Origin of the sequence: Lapidilactobacillus wuchangensis, from assembly GCF_003946645.1 — a bacterium.
In the GTDB taxonomy this organism is placed as follows: Bacteria; Bacillota; Bacilli; order Lactobacillales; family Lactobacillaceae; genus Lapidilactobacillus; species Lapidilactobacillus wuchangensis.
The window spans coordinates 1-17,657 of sequence record NZ_RHOU01000016.1 but is presented as its reverse complement, the minus strand read 5'-3'; the positions used below and the strand labels follow the sequence as shown (position 1 = coordinate 17,657).

17 protein-coding genes are annotated in these 17,657 nt (G+C 41.7%); 7 read left to right on the top strand and 10 right to left on the bottom strand.

The genetic code is table 11. From position 1 onward, the window contains the following. Positions 1-197: 197 nt before the first annotated feature. Positions 198-881, bottom strand: coding sequence for an EAL domain-containing protein (locus EKM82_RS10130; protein ID WP_125768913.1), 684 nt, complete (start codon positions 879-881; stop codon positions 198-200). Positions 882-1,036: 155 nt separating this feature from the next. Between EKM82_RS10130 and EKM82_RS10125 the strand changes: the two genes are divergently transcribed. The 4 genes from EKM82_RS10125 to EKM82_RS10115 all read left to right on the top strand — a co-directional run bounded on the left by EKM82_RS10125 (position 1,037) and on the right by EKM82_RS10115 (position 4,933). Beyond that, complete coding sequence (locus EKM82_RS10125) at positions 1,037-2,437, top strand: FAD-dependent oxidoreductase (RefSeq protein WP_125768910.1); 1,401 nt, start codon at positions 1,037-1,039, stop codon at positions 2,435-2,437. 402 nt (positions 2,438-2,839) lie between these two features. Next, positions 2,840-2,995 (top strand): hypothetical protein, encoded by a 156-nt coding sequence (locus EKM82_RS11655; protein WP_164508237.1) that lies wholly within the window; start codon positions 2,840-2,842, stop codon positions 2,993-2,995. A gap of 124 nt (positions 2,996-3,119) precedes the next feature. After that, positions 3,120-4,307 carry an A/G-specific adenine glycosylase gene (gene mutY / locus EKM82_RS10120; protein ID WP_125768907.1) on the top strand — a complete coding sequence of 396 codons (1,188 nt, stop codon included), beginning with the start codon at positions 3,120-3,122 and terminating at the stop codon, positions 4,305-4,307. Positions 4,308-4,387: 80 nt separating this feature from the next. Further along, on the top strand, positions 4,388-4,933 hold the full coding sequence (locus EKM82_RS10115; RefSeq protein ID WP_125768904.1) for a DUF6609 family protein: 546 nt from the start codon (positions 4,388-4,390) through the stop codon (positions 4,931-4,933). Between the two features lie 153 nt (positions 4,934-5,086). Here the strand turns inward: EKM82_RS10115 and EKM82_RS10110 are convergent, their stop codons facing one another. From EKM82_RS10110 to EKM82_RS10100, 3 genes are all read right to left on the bottom strand, one after another. Continuing rightward, positions 5,087-5,716 (bottom strand): Rgg family transcriptional regulator, encoded by a 630-nt coding sequence (locus EKM82_RS10110; RefSeq protein ID WP_225419722.1) that lies wholly within the window; start codon positions 5,714-5,716, stop codon positions 5,087-5,089. 22 nt (positions 5,717-5,738) lie between these two features. After that, positions 5,739-5,948, bottom strand: coding sequence for a helix-turn-helix domain-containing protein (locus EKM82_RS10105; protein ID WP_125768898.1), 210 nt, complete (start codon positions 5,946-5,948; stop codon positions 5,739-5,741). A 116-nt stretch (positions 5,949-6,064) separates the two neighbouring features. Next, on the bottom strand, positions 6,065-6,904 hold the full coding sequence (locus EKM82_RS10100; RefSeq protein ID WP_125768894.1) for an Rgg family transcriptional regulator: 840 nt from the start codon (positions 6,902-6,904) through the stop codon (positions 6,065-6,067). Between the two features lie 362 nt (positions 6,905-7,266). Between EKM82_RS10100 and EKM82_RS10095 the strand changes: the two genes are divergently transcribed. Further along, entirely contained in the window at positions 7,267-8,967 is a 1,701-nt protein-coding gene (locus tag EKM82_RS10095; RefSeq protein WP_125768891.1) for an ATP-binding cassette domain-containing protein, read from the top strand. A gap of 330 nt (positions 8,968-9,297) precedes the next feature. Here the strand turns inward: EKM82_RS10095 and EKM82_RS10090 are convergent, their stop codons facing one another. The 4 genes from EKM82_RS10090 to EKM82_RS10080 form a co-directional block, all read right to left on the bottom strand. Then, a complete protein-coding gene (locus EKM82_RS10090) occupies positions 9,298-10,716 on the bottom strand; it encodes an aldehyde dehydrogenase family protein (RefSeq protein WP_125768888.1) in 1,419 nt (472 codons plus the stop codon). A 433-nt stretch (positions 10,717-11,149) separates the two neighbouring features. Next, entirely contained in the window at positions 11,150-11,323 is a 174-nt protein-coding gene (locus tag EKM82_RS11650) for a hypothetical protein (protein ID WP_164508236.1), read from the bottom strand. A 368-nt stretch (positions 11,324-11,691) separates the two neighbouring features. Next, entirely contained in the window at positions 11,692-13,194 is a 1,503-nt protein-coding gene (gene abc-f / locus EKM82_RS10085) for a ribosomal protection-like ABC-F family protein (RefSeq protein WP_125768885.1), read from the bottom strand. 1,010 nt (positions 13,195-14,204) lie between these two features. After that, positions 14,205-14,846, bottom strand: a complete 642-nt coding sequence (locus EKM82_RS10080; RefSeq protein ID WP_125768875.1) for an SDR family oxidoreductase — start codon at positions 14,844-14,846, stop codon at positions 14,205-14,207. A 280-nt stretch (positions 14,847-15,126) separates the two neighbouring features. Between EKM82_RS10080 and EKM82_RS10075 the strand changes: the two genes are divergently transcribed. Then, a complete protein-coding gene (locus EKM82_RS10075) occupies positions 15,127-15,495 on the top strand; it encodes a hypothetical protein (RefSeq protein WP_125768872.1) in 369 nt (122 codons plus the stop codon). Here the strand turns inward: EKM82_RS10075 and EKM82_RS10070 are convergent, their stop codons facing one another. Next, positions 15,496-16,095, bottom strand: a complete 600-nt coding sequence (locus EKM82_RS10070) for a YitT family protein (protein ID WP_125768869.1) — start codon at positions 16,093-16,095, stop codon at positions 15,496-15,498. Positions 16,096-16,410: 315 nt separating this feature from the next. Here EKM82_RS10070 and EKM82_RS10065 point away from each other — a divergent pair, with 315 nt between their 5' ends. Then, on the top strand, positions 16,411-16,809 hold the full coding sequence (locus tag EKM82_RS10065; protein ID WP_125768866.1) for an iron-sulfur cluster biosynthesis family protein: 399 nt from the start codon (positions 16,411-16,413) through the stop codon (positions 16,807-16,809). Between the two features lie 221 nt (positions 16,810-17,030). On the opposite strand, the gene EKM82_RS10060 is transcribed toward EKM82_RS10065, so the two are convergent. Continuing rightward, on the bottom strand, positions 17,031-17,363 hold the full coding sequence (locus EKM82_RS10060) for a hypothetical protein (protein ID WP_125768863.1): 333 nt from the start codon (positions 17,361-17,363) through the stop codon (positions 17,031-17,033). Positions 17,364-17,657 lie beyond the last annotated feature (294 nt).

The window sequence follows — 17,657 nt, the reverse complement described above, 5'->3', positions numbered from 1 at the left end:
CATATTATCTGTACGCCACAACTACTGACTTGCTTACTGCCCAGAATAAGGTGAGCTAAATCAACTCCAGACGCCATTCTGTTTAGACTGCGACCATATTCTGAACAAAAACAGTTTCGCCACACTAACTATTACGTTAATGTGGCGAAACTGTTTTTTTGTCGATATCAAAATAACTTGCTGATCAAAATTGTTAATTAGTTAATGCTTGCCTCGTCGCCCTTTAACTTAAACAAATGGGGCTTGCCATAGTAATAACCTTGGCGAATGGAAATATCGAAACGGTCGGCTAGTTGGTCTTCGGCATCATTTTCAACACCCTCGAGGATTAAGCGCAACTGATATTGGTCGGCTACTTGGGTCCAAATTCGCAATTGGTCTTCGATTTCAGCGTCGCGTTTTTCTTCGCGGAAGTTCTGCATCGCTAGTTTGATTTCGGTGACGTCAGTTAATAGCGGCTTAATGTGTTCCAGGGTGTTAACTCCGGTCGCGACATCATCAAGACTGATTTCAATGCCATGTTGATTGTAGATTTCGATTTGTTGCCGGAGCTGTTCAGTGTCGACGTGATCGTCAGGCTCCTCAGTCACTTCAACTGTTAAAACAATCGGATAAATCTGCTTTTGCGCGGCAATCAAAGCCTCGTTAATGTGTTCGTTAACGAATTGAGTCCGGTTTAAATTAAATGAAACAGATTCGACTTTCAAGGAAAGCTCAATTGCGGCCCGCTTGAGTAATTCAGTTTGAATTTCAATGGGAATTGAGGCAAAGTCTTTCGGCAATTGCCAGCGACCATCTTGCCACTTACGAATCAACATTTCATAACCAAAAACGGAATTCGTAAATTTATTGAATTGTGGCTGAATAAAGTAACGATACATATAGTTTTTCCTCCCCAGTAACAACCCTATGTATACGGATAATTCCTTTGTAAAAAACAAAAAATTATACTATGATTAATTGTACTACATAATTGTAAATGAAGATATTTTTTGAAATTTAAAATCGGGTAAAAACCATTGTTGGAGGAAACAAAATGAAAGTTGTCATTGTTGGTTGTACACATGCTGGCACCATTGCTGCGACCCAAATTCTGAAGGCCCATCCTGATACTGAAGTGACTGTTTATGAGCGTAACGATAATATTTCCTTTTTATCATGCGGAATTTATCTTTATTTAGGTGGCCGCGTCAAGCGTCTAGAGGATATGTTCTATTCTTCGCCAGAAGCTTTACGGGAGCTCGGCGCTACGGTACGCACGCATCATAATGTTCTGAAAGTCGATACCAAAACGAAAACCCTGCAGGCTGTTAATATTGAAAATGGTGAAGTCCTGCAAGATCATTACGACAAATTAATCATGACTACGGGCTCAACTGCGGCAGTTCCACCAATGGCCGGCATCGATGAGTCGAAAGTCTTACTATGCAAGAATTACCAACAAGCAAAAGAAATTTATGAAAGTGCCAAGGATAATCATCGCATTGCGGTTGTGGGTGCTGGTTATTCTGGTACTGAAATTGCCGAAAGCTATGCCCTGACCGATCATGAAGTGTTATTGCTTACGTCTGGTAATCAGATTTTGCATCATTATATTGGCCCTGAGATTGCCCAATTGGCTGGCAAATTACTACAAGATCATCATGTTGACCTGCAATTAAATCAACGGGTCACTGAGTTTACCAGCAATGATCAGGGTGACCTAGAGATTAAGACTCAATCTGGTCAAACATTCTCCGCCGATATTGCGATTGTTTGTACCGGTTTTGTACCAAGCACTTCGTTACTCCGGCGCCAAGTGAAAATGGACAAACATGGGGCGTTGTTGACTAATGAATTCATGCAAACATCTGACCCGGATATTTACGCAGCTGGCGATAGTTGTACTGTTCATTTTAATCCAACTGGCCGTTCAGCTTATACGCCGCTTGCCACTAATGCGATTCGCCAAGGTGTGCTGGCTGGCGTCAACATTTTCGGCAACACCATGCCTTATTTGGGCACTCAAGCAACTTCAGCCATGGATTTATTTGGCTACAGTATTGCCTCGACTGGCTTGACCAGAGAATATGCTGAATGGGGCGGCTTTAACGTCCAACAAGTGGTGCTCGATGATAATTGGCGCCCTGATTATATGCCCACCACTGATAAAATTAAAATTGTTTTGCTGTACGATCGTGACAGTCGCCGGGTTCTGGGTGCACAATTGTGCAGTAAGCACGAGATCACTCAGTCGGCCAATACGCTGTCAGTGGTGATTCAGAACAATAATACGATTGATGATTTAGCCTACGTCGATATGCTGTTCTCACCAAATTTTGATTCACCATTTAATTACTTGAATTTAGTGGCCCAACAAGCTGTTGACCAAGAGCGGGAAGCCGGTTTTGACCGCCCACGTTTCACTGCTCTTGGCAATCGCGAACCTCGGCCTTAATTAGTGCCAAGACTTCCCCAATTGAGGAAGGTGGTTGCTGGGCGATTTAGAGGGCGTGGAACGCTGTGGCCGTCGATTTGAGCTTATTGCTACGCAACAATCTCAAATTCGAGGCTTATTCTAAGCGATAAATCGCTAAGAATAATTTCACAGCTGACGCCAATCGCCCAGCAACCACCTGATGAAACTAACAGAACTCAGCACTACTAATTAGAAGAACAGATTGAAGTAAACTACTGAGCCTGTTTGACAAGCTTTCTGGATAAAACCAGAGGAATGTTAGATAGGCTTTTTGAATACCGCTGTTCAGTTACGATACAATTCAGATTAAGTTGATTGGTCCCACTATCATTGCCTTAAACACTAACAATAGTGAAGTGAACCAAATTAACTCCAGAAGGAATGGAGGGCGTGGTTGTCAGCTGCCAAATTATTGTTAGTGCTTTAGCACTTACAATAAGCCTTGAATTGGAGACTTTCGCAGAAAGGCTTCAATCAATGGCCGCCGCGTTCCACAACCCGCAGCCCGGAATGCAGTCAGACGCCATTCCGTCTTAACATCTTTCTCGGATTTTGCTTTCAACTAAAACGGTAATTCTGAATTACTATTGGATTTCAAAATTTTAATGACACAATATGGTATGCTTTTTAAAAGATCTAATGGAATTGTTGAGGGCAAATCATGACAGATACGACAAATGCAAACTTGGTGCGCCAATATTTAACTTGGTCACCAGAAAAAATTGCGGCTTTTCGCCAAACCTTATTAAGCTGGTACGATCGTGAAGGGCGGCAATTGCCTTGGCGTGAGGACCAGGAGCCGTATCATATTTTGATTAGTGAAATTATGTTGCAGCAAACCCAAGTGCAGACGGTGATTCCTTACTATCATAATTTCCTGCAGCATTTTCCCACTGTGCAGGCTTTGGCGACTGCACCTGAGGAAGAGTTGTTGCAAGTTTGGTCGGGGTTGGGTTATTATTCGCGGGCACGGCATTTGCAGCAAGCCGCCCAGCAGATCGTTCAAGATTATGCTGGTGTTTGGCCGCAAACAGCTGCTGGCTTGGCGGATTTAAGTGGCGTTGGGCCATACACAGCCGGTGCGATTGCCAGTATTTCTTTCAAAGAACCAGTGCCGGCAGTCGATGGCAATGCCTACCGGGTTTTCGCCCGCTTATTGAAAATCGATTTGGATATTGCTAAGCCGCAAACACGTCCGATTTTTACAGCAATCATTCAGCAAATCATTGATCTTCAACGTCCCGGGGATTTTAATCAAGCTATTATGGATTTAGGGTCTAGTTATTTAACGGCTAAAAATTCTGACCCGGCACATTCGCCGGTTCGCGATTTCGATGCTAGCTGGCAGGATGGCACTTATGAGGATTACCCTGTCAAAACCAAGAAGGCCAAGCCAGTGGTGCAACAGTTCTACGCGTTGGCATTAAAAACGCCTCAAGGTTGGTTGTTGGTGCAACGGCCCAGTCAAGGCTTGTTGGCCCGCCTGTGGCTGTTTCCCTTAGTTGCGATTGACCAACTCTTAACCAACACAACTGCAGTAGAAAAGCCGACTGTTTTATCACCAGCCAAATTTAAACAGTCTTTGTCAGCAAAGCAGCTAAACACCTTGCAGCAATTATTTCAGGACCAAACAGGCATTCAAGTTGCTTGGCAAGATCCAGGTTTGAAAGTCGTCAAACACACCTTCACCCATCGCCAATGGCAGTTGAAAATTATCACCGGTGAATTAGCAGAAACCCCATCGTTAGCATTGATTCCGGGCAAGTGGTTTACTGACGCTGACTTAGTTAATGGCGCGATCCCCACGGTACAGCGGAAAATAATGCAGGAATTATCGCAAAATAATTAAATAGTGACGTTTTTGTTCGTTTAGATCGTTGTCGGCGCCGCGTATACTGTAAAATACAGTTCTTTTAGGGGGAGAAATTTATGACAACAGAGAAAACGGGCGCTTATCGCTATCCGCGCCAGCGTATTAATGGTATTTGGTTGATTATTGTGGGAATTGCCATGCTGACTTTAACGCTAAAATTAATCAATGGCTTTCCTAATCCAGCCATTTTTGGCATTTTATATTCAGTGGGCATGTTCTGGCAGCTAAACAAGCACACGCGGCAAAAATTAAGTGTTGGCCCTGGTACTAAAGCGCAAAGTCGCTGGGCTAATAGTGCCATTATCATCATGATGGGCCTGATGCTTTTGGTGTTCCTGCCAATTTGGTTGCACGGTGGCGCTGTCACATACGCACTCATGCGTCGAATTTGGCTGGAAATCATGATTGTCATCGGGATTCACTTTTTCTTTTTTATTCCCGTTCACGGTAAGTTAATGGGAATTCTAGGCGGACTAACCACAATTAATGCGCTATTAGGATTACTTTTAGGCTGGCCGTTGGATTTAGTCTTTATAATTGACGGATTGTTGAAATTGATCTTTGGTTTGATTTTCGTTAAAGTGAGTCCGATTAATTTTTAAAATGATTATCAAGTAGGCAGAATCGAGAAATTGATGCTGCTTTTTTGTTACAGAATTTTCCGGCGTTGTGTAAAAAAATCCCTGATAATTCTCGTTGCGAGAAGAGTCAGGAATTTTTTAGTTGGTCAAATTTATAGCAAGTTTGATAGTGCATTAGGCAATTCCTTGGTCTTTAAATTCCTGGTTAACAATTTTTAATAGGCCTTGGGAATCAGTGAGTTCAATTAACTTCAGCAGTTCTTCAGGTCTGGGCACTTTATAGGCAAACAGGAGTTGATCGTGATTGACGAGGATGATTTTTGCGGCCAATAAATAGAGCTTTTCAAAAACGTCATTGTCGGGGATAATCGGCGCAATTATTTGAACCAAATTATCGGCGCGCTGATAATTCTCGCTGTGGAAAAAATCAAAGATCGTATTGATCACGATGCGAATCGGGTCACGGGTATTGATACCTTGTGCCACTTGCGCTTCGATTAGTTTAATGATTTCTTTCAGCAGCTGAACACGCAGCTCGGGGTCGAGCAAGTAAGCGGTATTACCAAAAATTGTTAAATCATAATGGCTCCAATATTCGCATTGCCAGAAGTAAGCCACTAGAAATTCAATCTCGGTGGCGCTTGGTTCTGGCAAATTTAATTCGTGGGCACCGATGCTTTTGAACATAATCTGATTTAGCTGATCCTGAAGATTATTGTTATCTGCCAGCTCTGATTGGTAATCATTCAATTCTGCAATAAATTGATTTTTCTGATTGGCATTAATTAATTCTTGAAGATGAATCAGTCTGGTTTGGTAGTGGGCATTAGGCAGGCAGGTTCACCAATGAGCTAAGTTCGGTCAGCGAAAAGTTTAGTCGCGCTAGAAGTTTTAGCAAACTTTGAAAGCTAATGGTATATTCACCCCGCTCAAAAGCGGCTAAGGCAGAGTAAGACAAGATTCCGGCCGCGGCCTCTTTGAGCGACAACTGACGATTTTTGCGAATTTTTCTAATGGTCGGACCTAATTCAGTCAATTAAGCACCTACTTTCTAGAGAATGAATTTGTGAGTTGCAGTATTCTGCAATTTGTCCTTTTGCTGAAATTTATCAGCTACAATCAACAGCGAAGGCAGCAACTAGCAACTGCGGATTACTTGAAAATATTTGTGAGCATTGAACTTAGCGATTGGGCGAGTGGCTGATAACCCAAATAGTTTAATATTCTTAATTCTTCATCAATCATTGAAACTTGAAAGTCGTTTTCTGCGTTGACGATCTTCTTAAGAATCAAATAATTGATTCGATCACTGGCGTAGGCGCGATTTTGAGTTAGCAAGTCATATTCGGGCAATAATTTAGCAAGCGTATTGAAATCATGTCTTCTGATTAAAGTTATACCAGCATTATTAAAGAAAAATAATAGCTGGTCTTGGTAGTGAGGATTTTTAGTATAGTCGTACATTTTTGAAATGTTCATTTTGTAAGTATTCAAAATATAATCTGACGGAAAAAGCGACATGGCATTGATAAAAAGTGATAGTTCAAACCGGCCCCAAGTATCAATACTATTAAGATAATTAGTAAGGCGCTTCGTTGCGCTTGAATCAGATGACTTTGGCAAAGCAGCCACCTGATTAACGCTGAAAATAATAGCTAACAGCTGATAATATTCATCGTTGGTCGAAGTAGCCAGTTCAGCTAATTGAGCTAAATATTTTTTATGAGCGGCACGATCATGGCGACAGCGAATACCTTGCTGATAGATTTTCTGTTTAAAGGGTAATTCGCCGTCTTGCAGTAAAAACTCAAACTCTTCAAGATTGATATTCATCTTATCGAGCATCAGGAAAAGATTTTTAGCAGAAATATTTGTCCCTCGTTGTTCAAATTTTGTTAGAGCTTCACGAGAACAAATCCCCTGAGCCAAAGATTTTTGCGACAAATTGCGATTTTGCCGTAATTCACGAACTAAATCATTGATTTCGCGCACTGAACATCACCTTCAAGGTTTTAGATTCTTTCCAACGATAAGTGCTGTTGAAGAAGTTGTTAAACAGAATTGGTTCTAGCGCCATTGCGGGCTTGTTGGTTGTGGAACTGTGGAACGCCGCCGTCACTAAGCTAAGGAACGACTTGAGCAAGACTTCAGAAAGAAACAGTAACTTTGGCAAGAACCAAGTTTTATTGGGTACATATTATCACCAAATGAAATTATTATCCATTGAGCATTTATAATAAATCCTATGATTATCGGAATAATCATAAGGACAAGAGTATCTTGAAAGTTAATTTCGATTTATTCACTGCAACAGATAATTCTACAATTACTTTATTAGACGAGGATTGATTAAAGTGCCAACACAACCAGAACTGCCAACAATTGGTGTTAAAGATTTATTCAAGCGCGTTCATAAAACTAAATTCATATACTTAGCAGTTGTGACGGTGATCAATTCGTTTATTTCGTTGACCTTTGCCTTAATTACGACTTGGGCTAGCCAAATGGGCAAGACGAGTACAACGAGCGATGTGCTGCTCTTTTGTGCCAAAGGGTTGGAACTGTACTTGGTTGTTTATCTGGGGCTGTATTTAACGGAAATTGTGACCAATAGTATTTTAAAAGAGGCTTGTGTTTCTCTAGAAATGGATTGTATGCGGCATTATCTCAATTCAACCACGATGAGTGAAGATGAAATTGTGTCGTTGGTTTCTCAAGATGTGCGCATGATTCGAGAAAGTTTTTATGGGCCAATATTAACGTTACCAACCTATATATTGCGGGCGGTCATTCCGATTGGTTATTTATTAATGCAAAATATTTGGGTGGGACTTTGCTTTACTATTGGCGCTTTGTTGATGATGATTCCCCAACATTTCATGTCTCATCAAATTGCGGCATTAGGCAATGGCTTTTCCAATCAGCGTGAAGTTTCACTGGCAGCGGCGATTGATGTTGCTAAAGGTCGCAGCACCATTAATAATAATCAGGCGCAGCCATTCTTTATGTCGTTCTTGACCAAAAAATTTACGGCAACTGAAAGTTCAGAACAGTTGTTACACAATCGGCAAGCTTTAATGTTCTCATTATCAGGACCATTGAAGGGGATTGCTGATGTGGTGCCTTTTGCGATTGGGATTTATTTAATGCACTTAAATCCAGCAATTACCATCATTTTATTAGTCGCCATGTTGGGTACCGCTGATACTTTGAAGGGTCAATTTCAACAGATTATTTATTTGAGCGGGGATTTATTAGAAACGAAGGAAGTTCGGCACAAGTTTGGTCGTGTTTTGACGCCAAACATTGAATTAAATCGAATAGCTTCAGAACCAACGACTCAGTTTGACCAATTAGTTGTGACTAATGTGAGTAAGCAATTCGATGATCAGCCATTATTCACAGCTGTTAATTTTCGAATTAGCGCGAATGATAAAGTTCTGCTCACTGGCGAAAGTGGCACTGGCAAAAGTACCTTGCTTGATTTATTAATGCAGAATCAGACACCAGATTCTGGGCAGATTTATTTGCTGAATGGTGACCAGCAAATAGCTGATTTTCATAATGCTGTCGCTTTGATCTCGCAACGGCCGCATATCTTTAATTTATCAATCCGCGATAATATTTTATTGGGCAAATCTTATTCTGATGCCGCTGTTTTGAATGTGCTTAAGAAGGTCAGGCTTGATACACAATTGGGTGCTGATCCCTTGAACTTTGAAATTACTGGCAATGGCGCCAATATTAGTGGCGGCCAACAAATCAAGCTCGAAATTGCCCGCGCCTTAATCAATCAGAAGCAGCTTATTCTTGCAGATGAAATCACGGCCAATTTAGATCAACCAACTGCAAAAATGATTCGTGACTTACTGCTAACGTTGCCAGTAACCGTTATCGAGGTGGCGCATCACTATTCAGATTTAAGTTACTATAATTTGATTTTGCATATTGAGAACCATTCGGTGACTAGTACGAAAAATAATGGTTATTCACCAACAATTACAGTCGGGAAAATCGATGAAGCTGCTTATCAAAATGGTAGTCAGGCAAGATAATATCGGAATAAAGTTTGTCGTTCAAAATTTGATACCAAGCCTGCAACTTTATGTTTGTTTTTTCAGCAATCAGCATACTTACCTCATACGAATTAATCAGCAGACCTGAAAAAAACGATGAATTTACAAAAGACAAATGTCAACACACGACAAATTTGTAAATTGCTCGTGTGTCGACAATCAGCTATTTTAAAATTAACGATTTTAATGATCAAGATCAATTTTAAAATAGCTGGTGTGTTGGAAATTCTGATGAGCAAAAAAGTACCAGCGCGATATCAATAATGTTATCGTACTGGTACTTTTTGAGTCGTATTCTTATAGATTGCTTTATTTAATCAAATCACGCATTTCCTCAATTAATTCATGAGGCCGCCGGGTAGCACGGGCAACGGTTTTGATATTCAATAAATCCATATCGGTTAAATTATGGGAAATCGAATTCTTGCCGTAAGAACCAGTACCTAAGGTTAATGATGGCGTCAATTTATTGAATAAACCGCCAATCCCACCCAGAGAACCTGGAGTGTTAACTAGAATCCGACAAGCTGGCATGACTTCGCCGAAATGTTCAATGACTTGATCGTCAGTTGAGTGGATCACGGCAGTATGACCAAGGCCACCATAATTCAGCAGGCCTAAACAAATGCTGAAAGCAGCTTGTTGATTATTAGCCACGTACATTGATAAAACTGGTGATAATTTCTCGCCGGAAAGTGGGAAGTTAACGCCGATACCATTAATTTCCGCAATCAATAATTTTGTATTGGCTGGGACTTTAATGTCAGCAATCTCGGCGATTTTCAAAGCTGATTGACCAGCAATTGGTCCGCGAACGGTGTGCCGGTTTGGATCGATGACAGTATTCGTTAATTTCTCAACGTCAGCTGGTTTAACAAAATAGGCGCCTTGTTTTTCGAACTCAGCTTTAACATCATCAAGGATATCACGATCGACAACGATACTATTTTCAGAAGCACAAATCATGCCGTTATCGAAAGTTTTCGACATCATAATATCAGCGACGGTATTTTTAACGTTAGCCGTTTTTTCAATGTAAGCTGGGGCATTACCAGGACCAACACCCATGGCTGGTTTACCAGTTGAGTAAGCAGCCTTGACCATGCTCGGACCACCTGTGGCCAAAACCAAATTGACTTGCGGATGATTCATCAAGGTTGAAGTCGCTTCAATACTTGGTTGCTGAATCCACTGAATCAGATTCTTAGGTGCGCCGGCTTTAACAGCGGCATCCGCCAACAAACGACAAGTGGCACTGCCACATTCTTGTGCTTGGGGATGCAAACCGAAGATGATAGCGTTCCGCGTCTTCAAGGCTAGCAACGTTTTGAAAACAACGGTTGAAGTTGGGTTAGTAACTGGGGTGATCCCAGCAATAATACCCAGTGGCTCCGCAATTTTTTCGAGGCCATTGTGGGGATCACGACTGATGACACCGACAGTTTGATCGTTTTTTATTTCGTTCCAAATGTATTGACTCGCATAAATATTTTTGATGGTTTTATCTTCAGCATTACCACGACCAGTTTCCTTATAAGCTAAGATTGCTAGCTCTTTAGCGTGGGTCGTTGCCGTCCGGACCAGCGCCGCACAAATGTTGTCCACTTGTTCTTGGCTGTAATTCTGATAATCCTTAAAAGCAATGACTGCGTTACTGACTAAATCGTTAATTGCCGAAGTAATTGTCTCGCTATTCTTTTCTGTTTCTGTTATAGCAGCTGTTACCATATTTACGCATCTCTTTTTTATTATTCTGAAACTCTTTACAAATTCATCATAGTTCTAATGAAAATGGATGTAAAGAATTGAAAACGCTAATAAATGCTGATGTAACAGTAATAGAGTTGAAATTCATCGTAGTTTGTTCAGTGGCAAGAAGATAGTTGTTATCAATAATTCACGGCAATTACTGAAAAGAAATCACAATTTATGAATTCGATTACAAAAAATATTTAGTAGTACAGGTAGTGGAACAGATTCGAAATTGATTTGATTTATATCAAGGCCGGTTTGATGAAATAAGAAGGGTGCCAAGACTTCCCCAATTGAAATGGTGGGTTGCTGGACGATTCAATCCAAATTGTGTTTGGGCGGAATGGCGAACAACTCCGTTGCGGCCGGCGGGGTGTGGAACGTTGCCGACACTGATTTGAGCTTATTGCTACGCAACAATCTCAAATACAGGTCTTCTTCTAACCGCTAAAGCGGCAAGAAGAATTTGGCGACTGACACCCCGGCGGCCTTCACTGCGTTTTGAGCTAGGCTGTCCCACTTTACCTTTGTTAGAAATCACGGCGAAATTCGTAAAATCAGATGCTAATCGCCCAACAGCCATCTTCGGAAATTAGCAGAATCGCGCATTACTATCTAGAGAAGCAGCTCAAAGTAAGCTAATAAGCCAGACTGACAAGTTTTTTGGCATTACTGTTTGGCTACGATAACAAATAAAATCAAGTTGATTAATCCCGCTGCAATTGTCTCAAGCACTAACAATGATGAAGCGTTCCACATCGACTCCAGACGGAATGGAGGGATCTTGTCGTCAGCCGCCAAATTATTGTTAGTGCTTTAGCACTTACAATAAGACCTGTATTGGAGACTTTTGGAAAAAGGCTTCAATCAGCGTCGGCCGCGTTCCAAGACAAGCAGCCCGCAATGTAGTCAAACTCAATTCTGTTTCAACGCCATCTTATTGTTCTTCGTTTATTCTTCAGCGTGCAACACAATTTTCTGCTGGGCGACGGCTTGAATGAAATCTTGATCGTGTTCAATTAGAATCATTGTCGGTTTTTGCTCTTTCAAGAGCGTCACCAATTGATCTTGATTATAAAGATCCAAGTAATTTAAAGGCTCATCCCACAAATATAATTCCGCCGGAGTGGCCAATGATTTTGCCAGCTCAACTTTTTTACGTTGGCCCATACTCATGGCTTCGATTTTGCTCCGGAAAACTTCGCGTGGCATGCCTAATTTATGCAGGTTATTGAGAAACAATTCCAGGTCTAAATGATTCTCTTCAGCAAAATCAGTTAAGGTTCCGCGATTATCTTCATAATTTTGCCGCAAGTAACTGATCTGGCTATTTAGTGGCACCTCAAGTTCACCAGTAGTCTCGCCAGTGAATTGACCAAGCAGGGCTTTGATCAGGGAAGTTTTGCCAGTACCATTAGCGCCAACTAAGGCGAGGCATTCACCTTGGTTAAGTTGCCAACTGAGCGGTGCAAACAGTGGTTGTTCTTGATAACTTAATTGAAAATCTTTCGCGACAACTAAATGTTTACGAAAACTAGGCTGAAAATTAATACCTAGTGGATCAACAGTTTCAATGTTTTTCAAAAGGTCTTGTTTGCTACTGATCTCGTTTTCCATTCGCCGATTTAAATTTTTCGCTTTTTGCATGACGCGGGCAGCCCGGGCACCGATCCGGCCAGTATCGCCAATGGCCCCGCTACCTTTGACACGAGGATCACCATACTTGTCTTTTTCTCGTGAAAATGACCAGGTTGCTTTCTCGCGAGCGGTGGTTTGCAACCGAGAAATATCCTTTTTCAATTTCGTATTTTGTTGCTGTTCATAGTTATCTTGGCGATCTTTTTGCTGCTGATAACTGGCGTAATTACCTTGCTGTAATTCCAGTTGGTTCTTCTCAATCGCAAGAATATGATCCGTCGTCTGGTCAATAAAATGACGGTCATGACTAACAACAATGAATCCCTGCTGCTTGGCCTGCAAATATTCGGCGACTTGTTGGCGACCAGTCAAATCCAAATGATTGGTCGGCTCATCTAGCAGCGGATAATGATCCTCGTCACTGAACAAAAGTGCCAATAACACTTTCGTCTGCTCGCCACCAGATAGTTCTTGGAAAGGTCGCCACAGCACATCATCACTTAATTTCAACAAGCTCATTTCGCGCTGAACTTGCCAGAGCTCGTTGGGACTTAGCGCGTCAATCACATCGTACGTTGTGGCGCTAGGATCTGGCACGGTTTGGGGAAAATAAACGAAAGCCAATTGTTGATTGATTGCGCCAGTGTAGGGCAGTTGCCCCTGCAATAATTTAAGTAACGTCGTTTTCCCGCGACCATTACGACCGATCAAGCCTAATTTCCAAGTAGATTCGAGGTTGAGATTGGCATGATCAAATAATGGTTGTTCTTGTTGATCGTAGCCAAAAGTTAAGTTCTTAATTTCTATTTTCGACATAAATTTATCACCTCATAAAAATTGGTGCGTCTTCAGAAATAAACCCAATTTTGGCCACAAAAAAGAGACCGCCCCATTGAGTCAGTAACCATTCCAAAAACGCACAGCGAAAGCCCAGTTATCCCTGGGTTTAAAAAATTCGACTGTAGGTTGTGGAATAAGTTAGATTCTCAACAGAAAGATCCCTCACTTTTTTAATTTCGTTGTTGTGATTCTAGCATAAAAAAATTATGGATGCAAGCTACTGACCATTTTTAACTTGGTGCAGGTGTTGCGGCAGATTTGAGTCTGACTCCATTACGGGCTTGCTGGTTGTGGAACGCTGCCGGCATCGATTGATGCCAATTTTTCAAATTGTCATCAATACGAGCCTTTGTCTAATCACTAAAGCAATAAGACAAATTTGGCGGCTGACAACCACGCCCTCCATTCCGTCTGGAGTTGAGGTGGTGCACTACAGCTTTGTTAGTGGTTAAGGCAATTATAGTGGAGCAGAGCGGTTTAATTTGAATTGTTACCACAATTGAATAACAGCATCAAAAAAGCCTATCTGGCAGTTCCTGGTTTAATTCCAGAAAGCTTGTCAAACAGGCTTAGTAATTTACATCAATCTGTTTTTCTAAATAGTGGTGCTCAATTCGGTTAGTTTCCACAGGTGGTTGCTGGCGATTGGCATCTAACTTTATCCGTGCTGCCTTGATATTGAAAAAATCTACAATGAACTAGACTGGCTCAAAACGTAGTGGAGGCCGCCGGAGTGTCAGCCGCCAAATTATCCTTGGCGCTTTAGCGCTTAGGATAAGGGTTGTATTTGAGATTGTTGCGAAGCAATAAGCTCAAATCAATCCCGGCCGCGTTCCACACTCCGCCGGCCGCAACGGAGTTGTCCGCCATTTTGCCAAAAACTAATTTGAATTCAAATCGCCAAGCCACCACCACTTCAAATCGGGAAAGGCCAGCCACCCATAAAATTGCTGGGCCCCTGTCGTTTTAGCCATGGAGCGACGAAGCTAGTACCAGGCTGGTTTGTCACCATCAGTATTGGGCTTGTTGATCCCAACTGAATGGCGGATTTGCTCTTGAGGGTGATCAATCAAATGTTGCACGTAAGCCGCAACACTTTGCCGTGAAACTTCGGTACCCTTAAATGGCTCGCCTTTTTGAGTCAACTCGTAGTCTGTTTCGGCCTTATTATCCAACCAAGCTGGCCGAATAATCGTATAGTCGAGGTCGGAATTTTCGATCACTTTGGCAGCTGCTGCGTAAGTTGGCAGATAACCGTCGTCAAGCATTTGATGATTCCATTTGCCAAAGGCACCGGGAACTTCATCGTAAATACCTAAAGTTGAAATCCAAATCAGCCGTTTGACCCCAGCCTGGTCCATAGCCGCGACTACTTGCTTGGCTTGCGCTTCAATATTGCCGCCAGCTAAATTAGCATAGACAAGATCTTGACCAGCAATGGCTTTAGTTAAATCAGCCGCGTTAGCCGCATCACCATCGATGATCGTGGCGTTGCCTGTTTCAACCTTAGCTAAGCGTGAGGCTTGGCGAAGAAACAAGGTTAATTGAACTTGATCATCAGCTAATAAATCTTTTAATGCTAGGCGGGCAATTTGACCATGTGCCCCAAGAATTGTTACTTTTACCATAAAAAAATCCTCCTTTAGATTAACGTGTGCGGGTAAGGAGCTTGTGCCGCTGTGATCCGAACACGATTTCATAAAAATCTATTTGTAATCATCTGAAACGCTGACGTTGACTAGCAATTATCATTTTTGCCAGTCATTAACGACTTCACATCACTAATATAAAGTAAGCATAAAGACGACGCAAGCAAACATTACTGTGATTTTGCGAACAATCGGCAAAATATCACTTTAAGCAAACCTACGCTATGATGAATCCAAGTTAAGAAGGGGGGGACTTCTAATGGAAATTGGTACTTTAGCTGAGTGGGTGGCTGGCCTTTCAGAATTACTAGCGGTGATTGTCGCGCTGTTCTTGCCAATGTATCGTGCCCACCGGCAAAACGAAAAACAGGAGCAGCAAGTATTAAAGGTCAGTTTTCGGATTGGCAAGCGCGTGGTGCGCGATAAAGCGGCCCATCCTGATACGGCCATGGATCAGTTGGCAAGTTATCAAGATTTACGCAAGTTCAGTACCGTGGTCAGTTTGGTGACGGATAGCAGTGCGGTGATAATTTTCCTACATGATTTAGACGAGACGCTACTGGCAGTTGACCAAGGTCAATTATCAGCTGCTAAAGCAATTCAGAAAATCGATTCCTGGCACGCATGATTATTCGCGTAAGAATTTTTTTAAAATGGCGGCGTAAATGAAACTGAACGCTAAACCGGCCAGAACACTGCGCCAACCGAAAATAAACCAGCCAATGCCCAGCACGACAAAATTAATATCACGAATCAGCGGTGCGATTTTTAATTGGGGCCGATAGCGGTGCAAAATTAAGGCAATCACGTCGACGCCTACTGTTGAGGAATTCTCGGAAATGCAACAATAATAGCCAAAAGCAATCGCTAGACTGGCTAAAGGCACATCTAGCCAAATTGAGCCAGCAAGGGTTAGCGACCAGGCGCTAAATAAATTAAAACCGGCTAAATAAGTTAAGCTGGAATAAAGGGATTTGAAGAAATTTTCGCGGCCCAGGAAAATCGCGCACACCACCAGCAAACTTAAGGTTAATAAGTTGGTCCACAGTGTAACGCTGAGATGAGTTGTCCGCTGCAGAATCAGGGCAATGCTGGTCACGCCACCATTGATAATCTGGTGAGGAACCATCCACTTGGCGTAGGCGAAACTCATGACGAGATTGCCTAGCAGGATTTTAAATAACGATCTTAGTAGGCGTTGTTTACTTGCGCCCAATGATTTTTGCATCGAATTAACCTTTTCCTTGCTCAAATTGTTGTTTAAAAATAAACTGCGTCAGGTCTGTTTTAATTAGACCAATAATTATTTATGTTACGATTTTTCAAAGGTTAAACAATGGTCTTTTTCAGCTTTTTAACCGAACTTTTTTATTCTGTTGGGAAAAAGGGCGTTGCAATCGAAAGGTTGTCATAACTGGGTGCCGGCCAATTTAGCTGTGAGGCAGTTGTTTTGCATTTTTTGAGAAAAGTCGGTATGATAGTCTTGTAAAAAAGTTGTGCACAATTTAATGACTGGACTTTTGAAATTAAATGAGGTGATCTGATGGAATTAAAAATTAAAGCAGGCGCGCAAACTTATCTTGCTGCTAAAATAAAACCAGACGATTTGGTTTTGTTAGCGCTAGATGACGGTTCCAACAAGTTCTCAAACATGGGCGGCTCATGTACCATTGGTAGTAAATTCCAATTGGTGGTCGTTGACCAAGCCGATGCAGATTTCCAAGTGCCAGTAGCAAATAATTTAAACTTCAAACTATTTACTGGTGAACCAGAGCTGACTTACTTAGGCGAAGGCTTAAATTTGGATTACAAGAATGGCTTTATGACCTTAAGTGACAACAGTGGCATCCTTGATGGCGCAGTAACAGTTTCACATTACCAAGCACCAACTGCTGCTGAATTGAAAGAACAAATGAAGACTGACGGCGTGCATAACTGCTAAAGCAGTGCTGATTATTTCCCCTGAATAATTCGCTCCCTAATAGCTACGCTGATCAACAATAAAAAAGACACCACAATTCTTGAAAAAGAATTGTGGTGTTTTTTTGGGAGTTAATTAAAAGGGGCCGCTGAGAAAAGAGCAACATTCCTGATTAATGGAAAGTAATCAAATGCTAAAGGGAACTTGATGATTTTCCATTAAGTCGTAATGAAACTTGAGCATTAATCCAAATTAGCTAATTTTGGCGTTAACTTCTGTTGCAGCAATTGGCAAATATCAGCTTCGTGGAGATCAGTGGTCAGTTGTGCTTGAAATAACTCAGATAACGTTATTAAGGCGCGTTCATCATTGGCTATTTGCCAAGCGGATTTCAGATCAACCTGCTGAGTCGCGGTATTGAGCACCAGTGTATAACGCTTGACTCGAAAGCTATAAGGATCATGAAATTCACCGGGTTGCAAATAAGTGTTGATCAAAATCATAATGCGATGAGCCAACTGACGGTAATCCTGGGGTTCTGCAGTTTCATGAGTGCGAGTAGTGGTTGCTATCATTGTTTGTTCCTCCTAACTTTTATTTTAACCACAGCTATTATAACGCATCTGTCCAGTAATAGCGTACTTTTTATGCTTTTTTTGAAAATTGTTCGAGTCATTAAAACGGTAAAAGGAAAAATGAAAGCGGTCGCTGGACTGAGATTAAAATCGAACGGACGACGGACGGCAACCACGCTGAACTTTTTTATAATGAATTTATTGATAAAAAAGGGAGCCCGCGTTTTACAATCAAGTTAGCCACTATCGTTAGTACTCAGACAAAATAAAAAACACCAAGTCGATACGACCTGT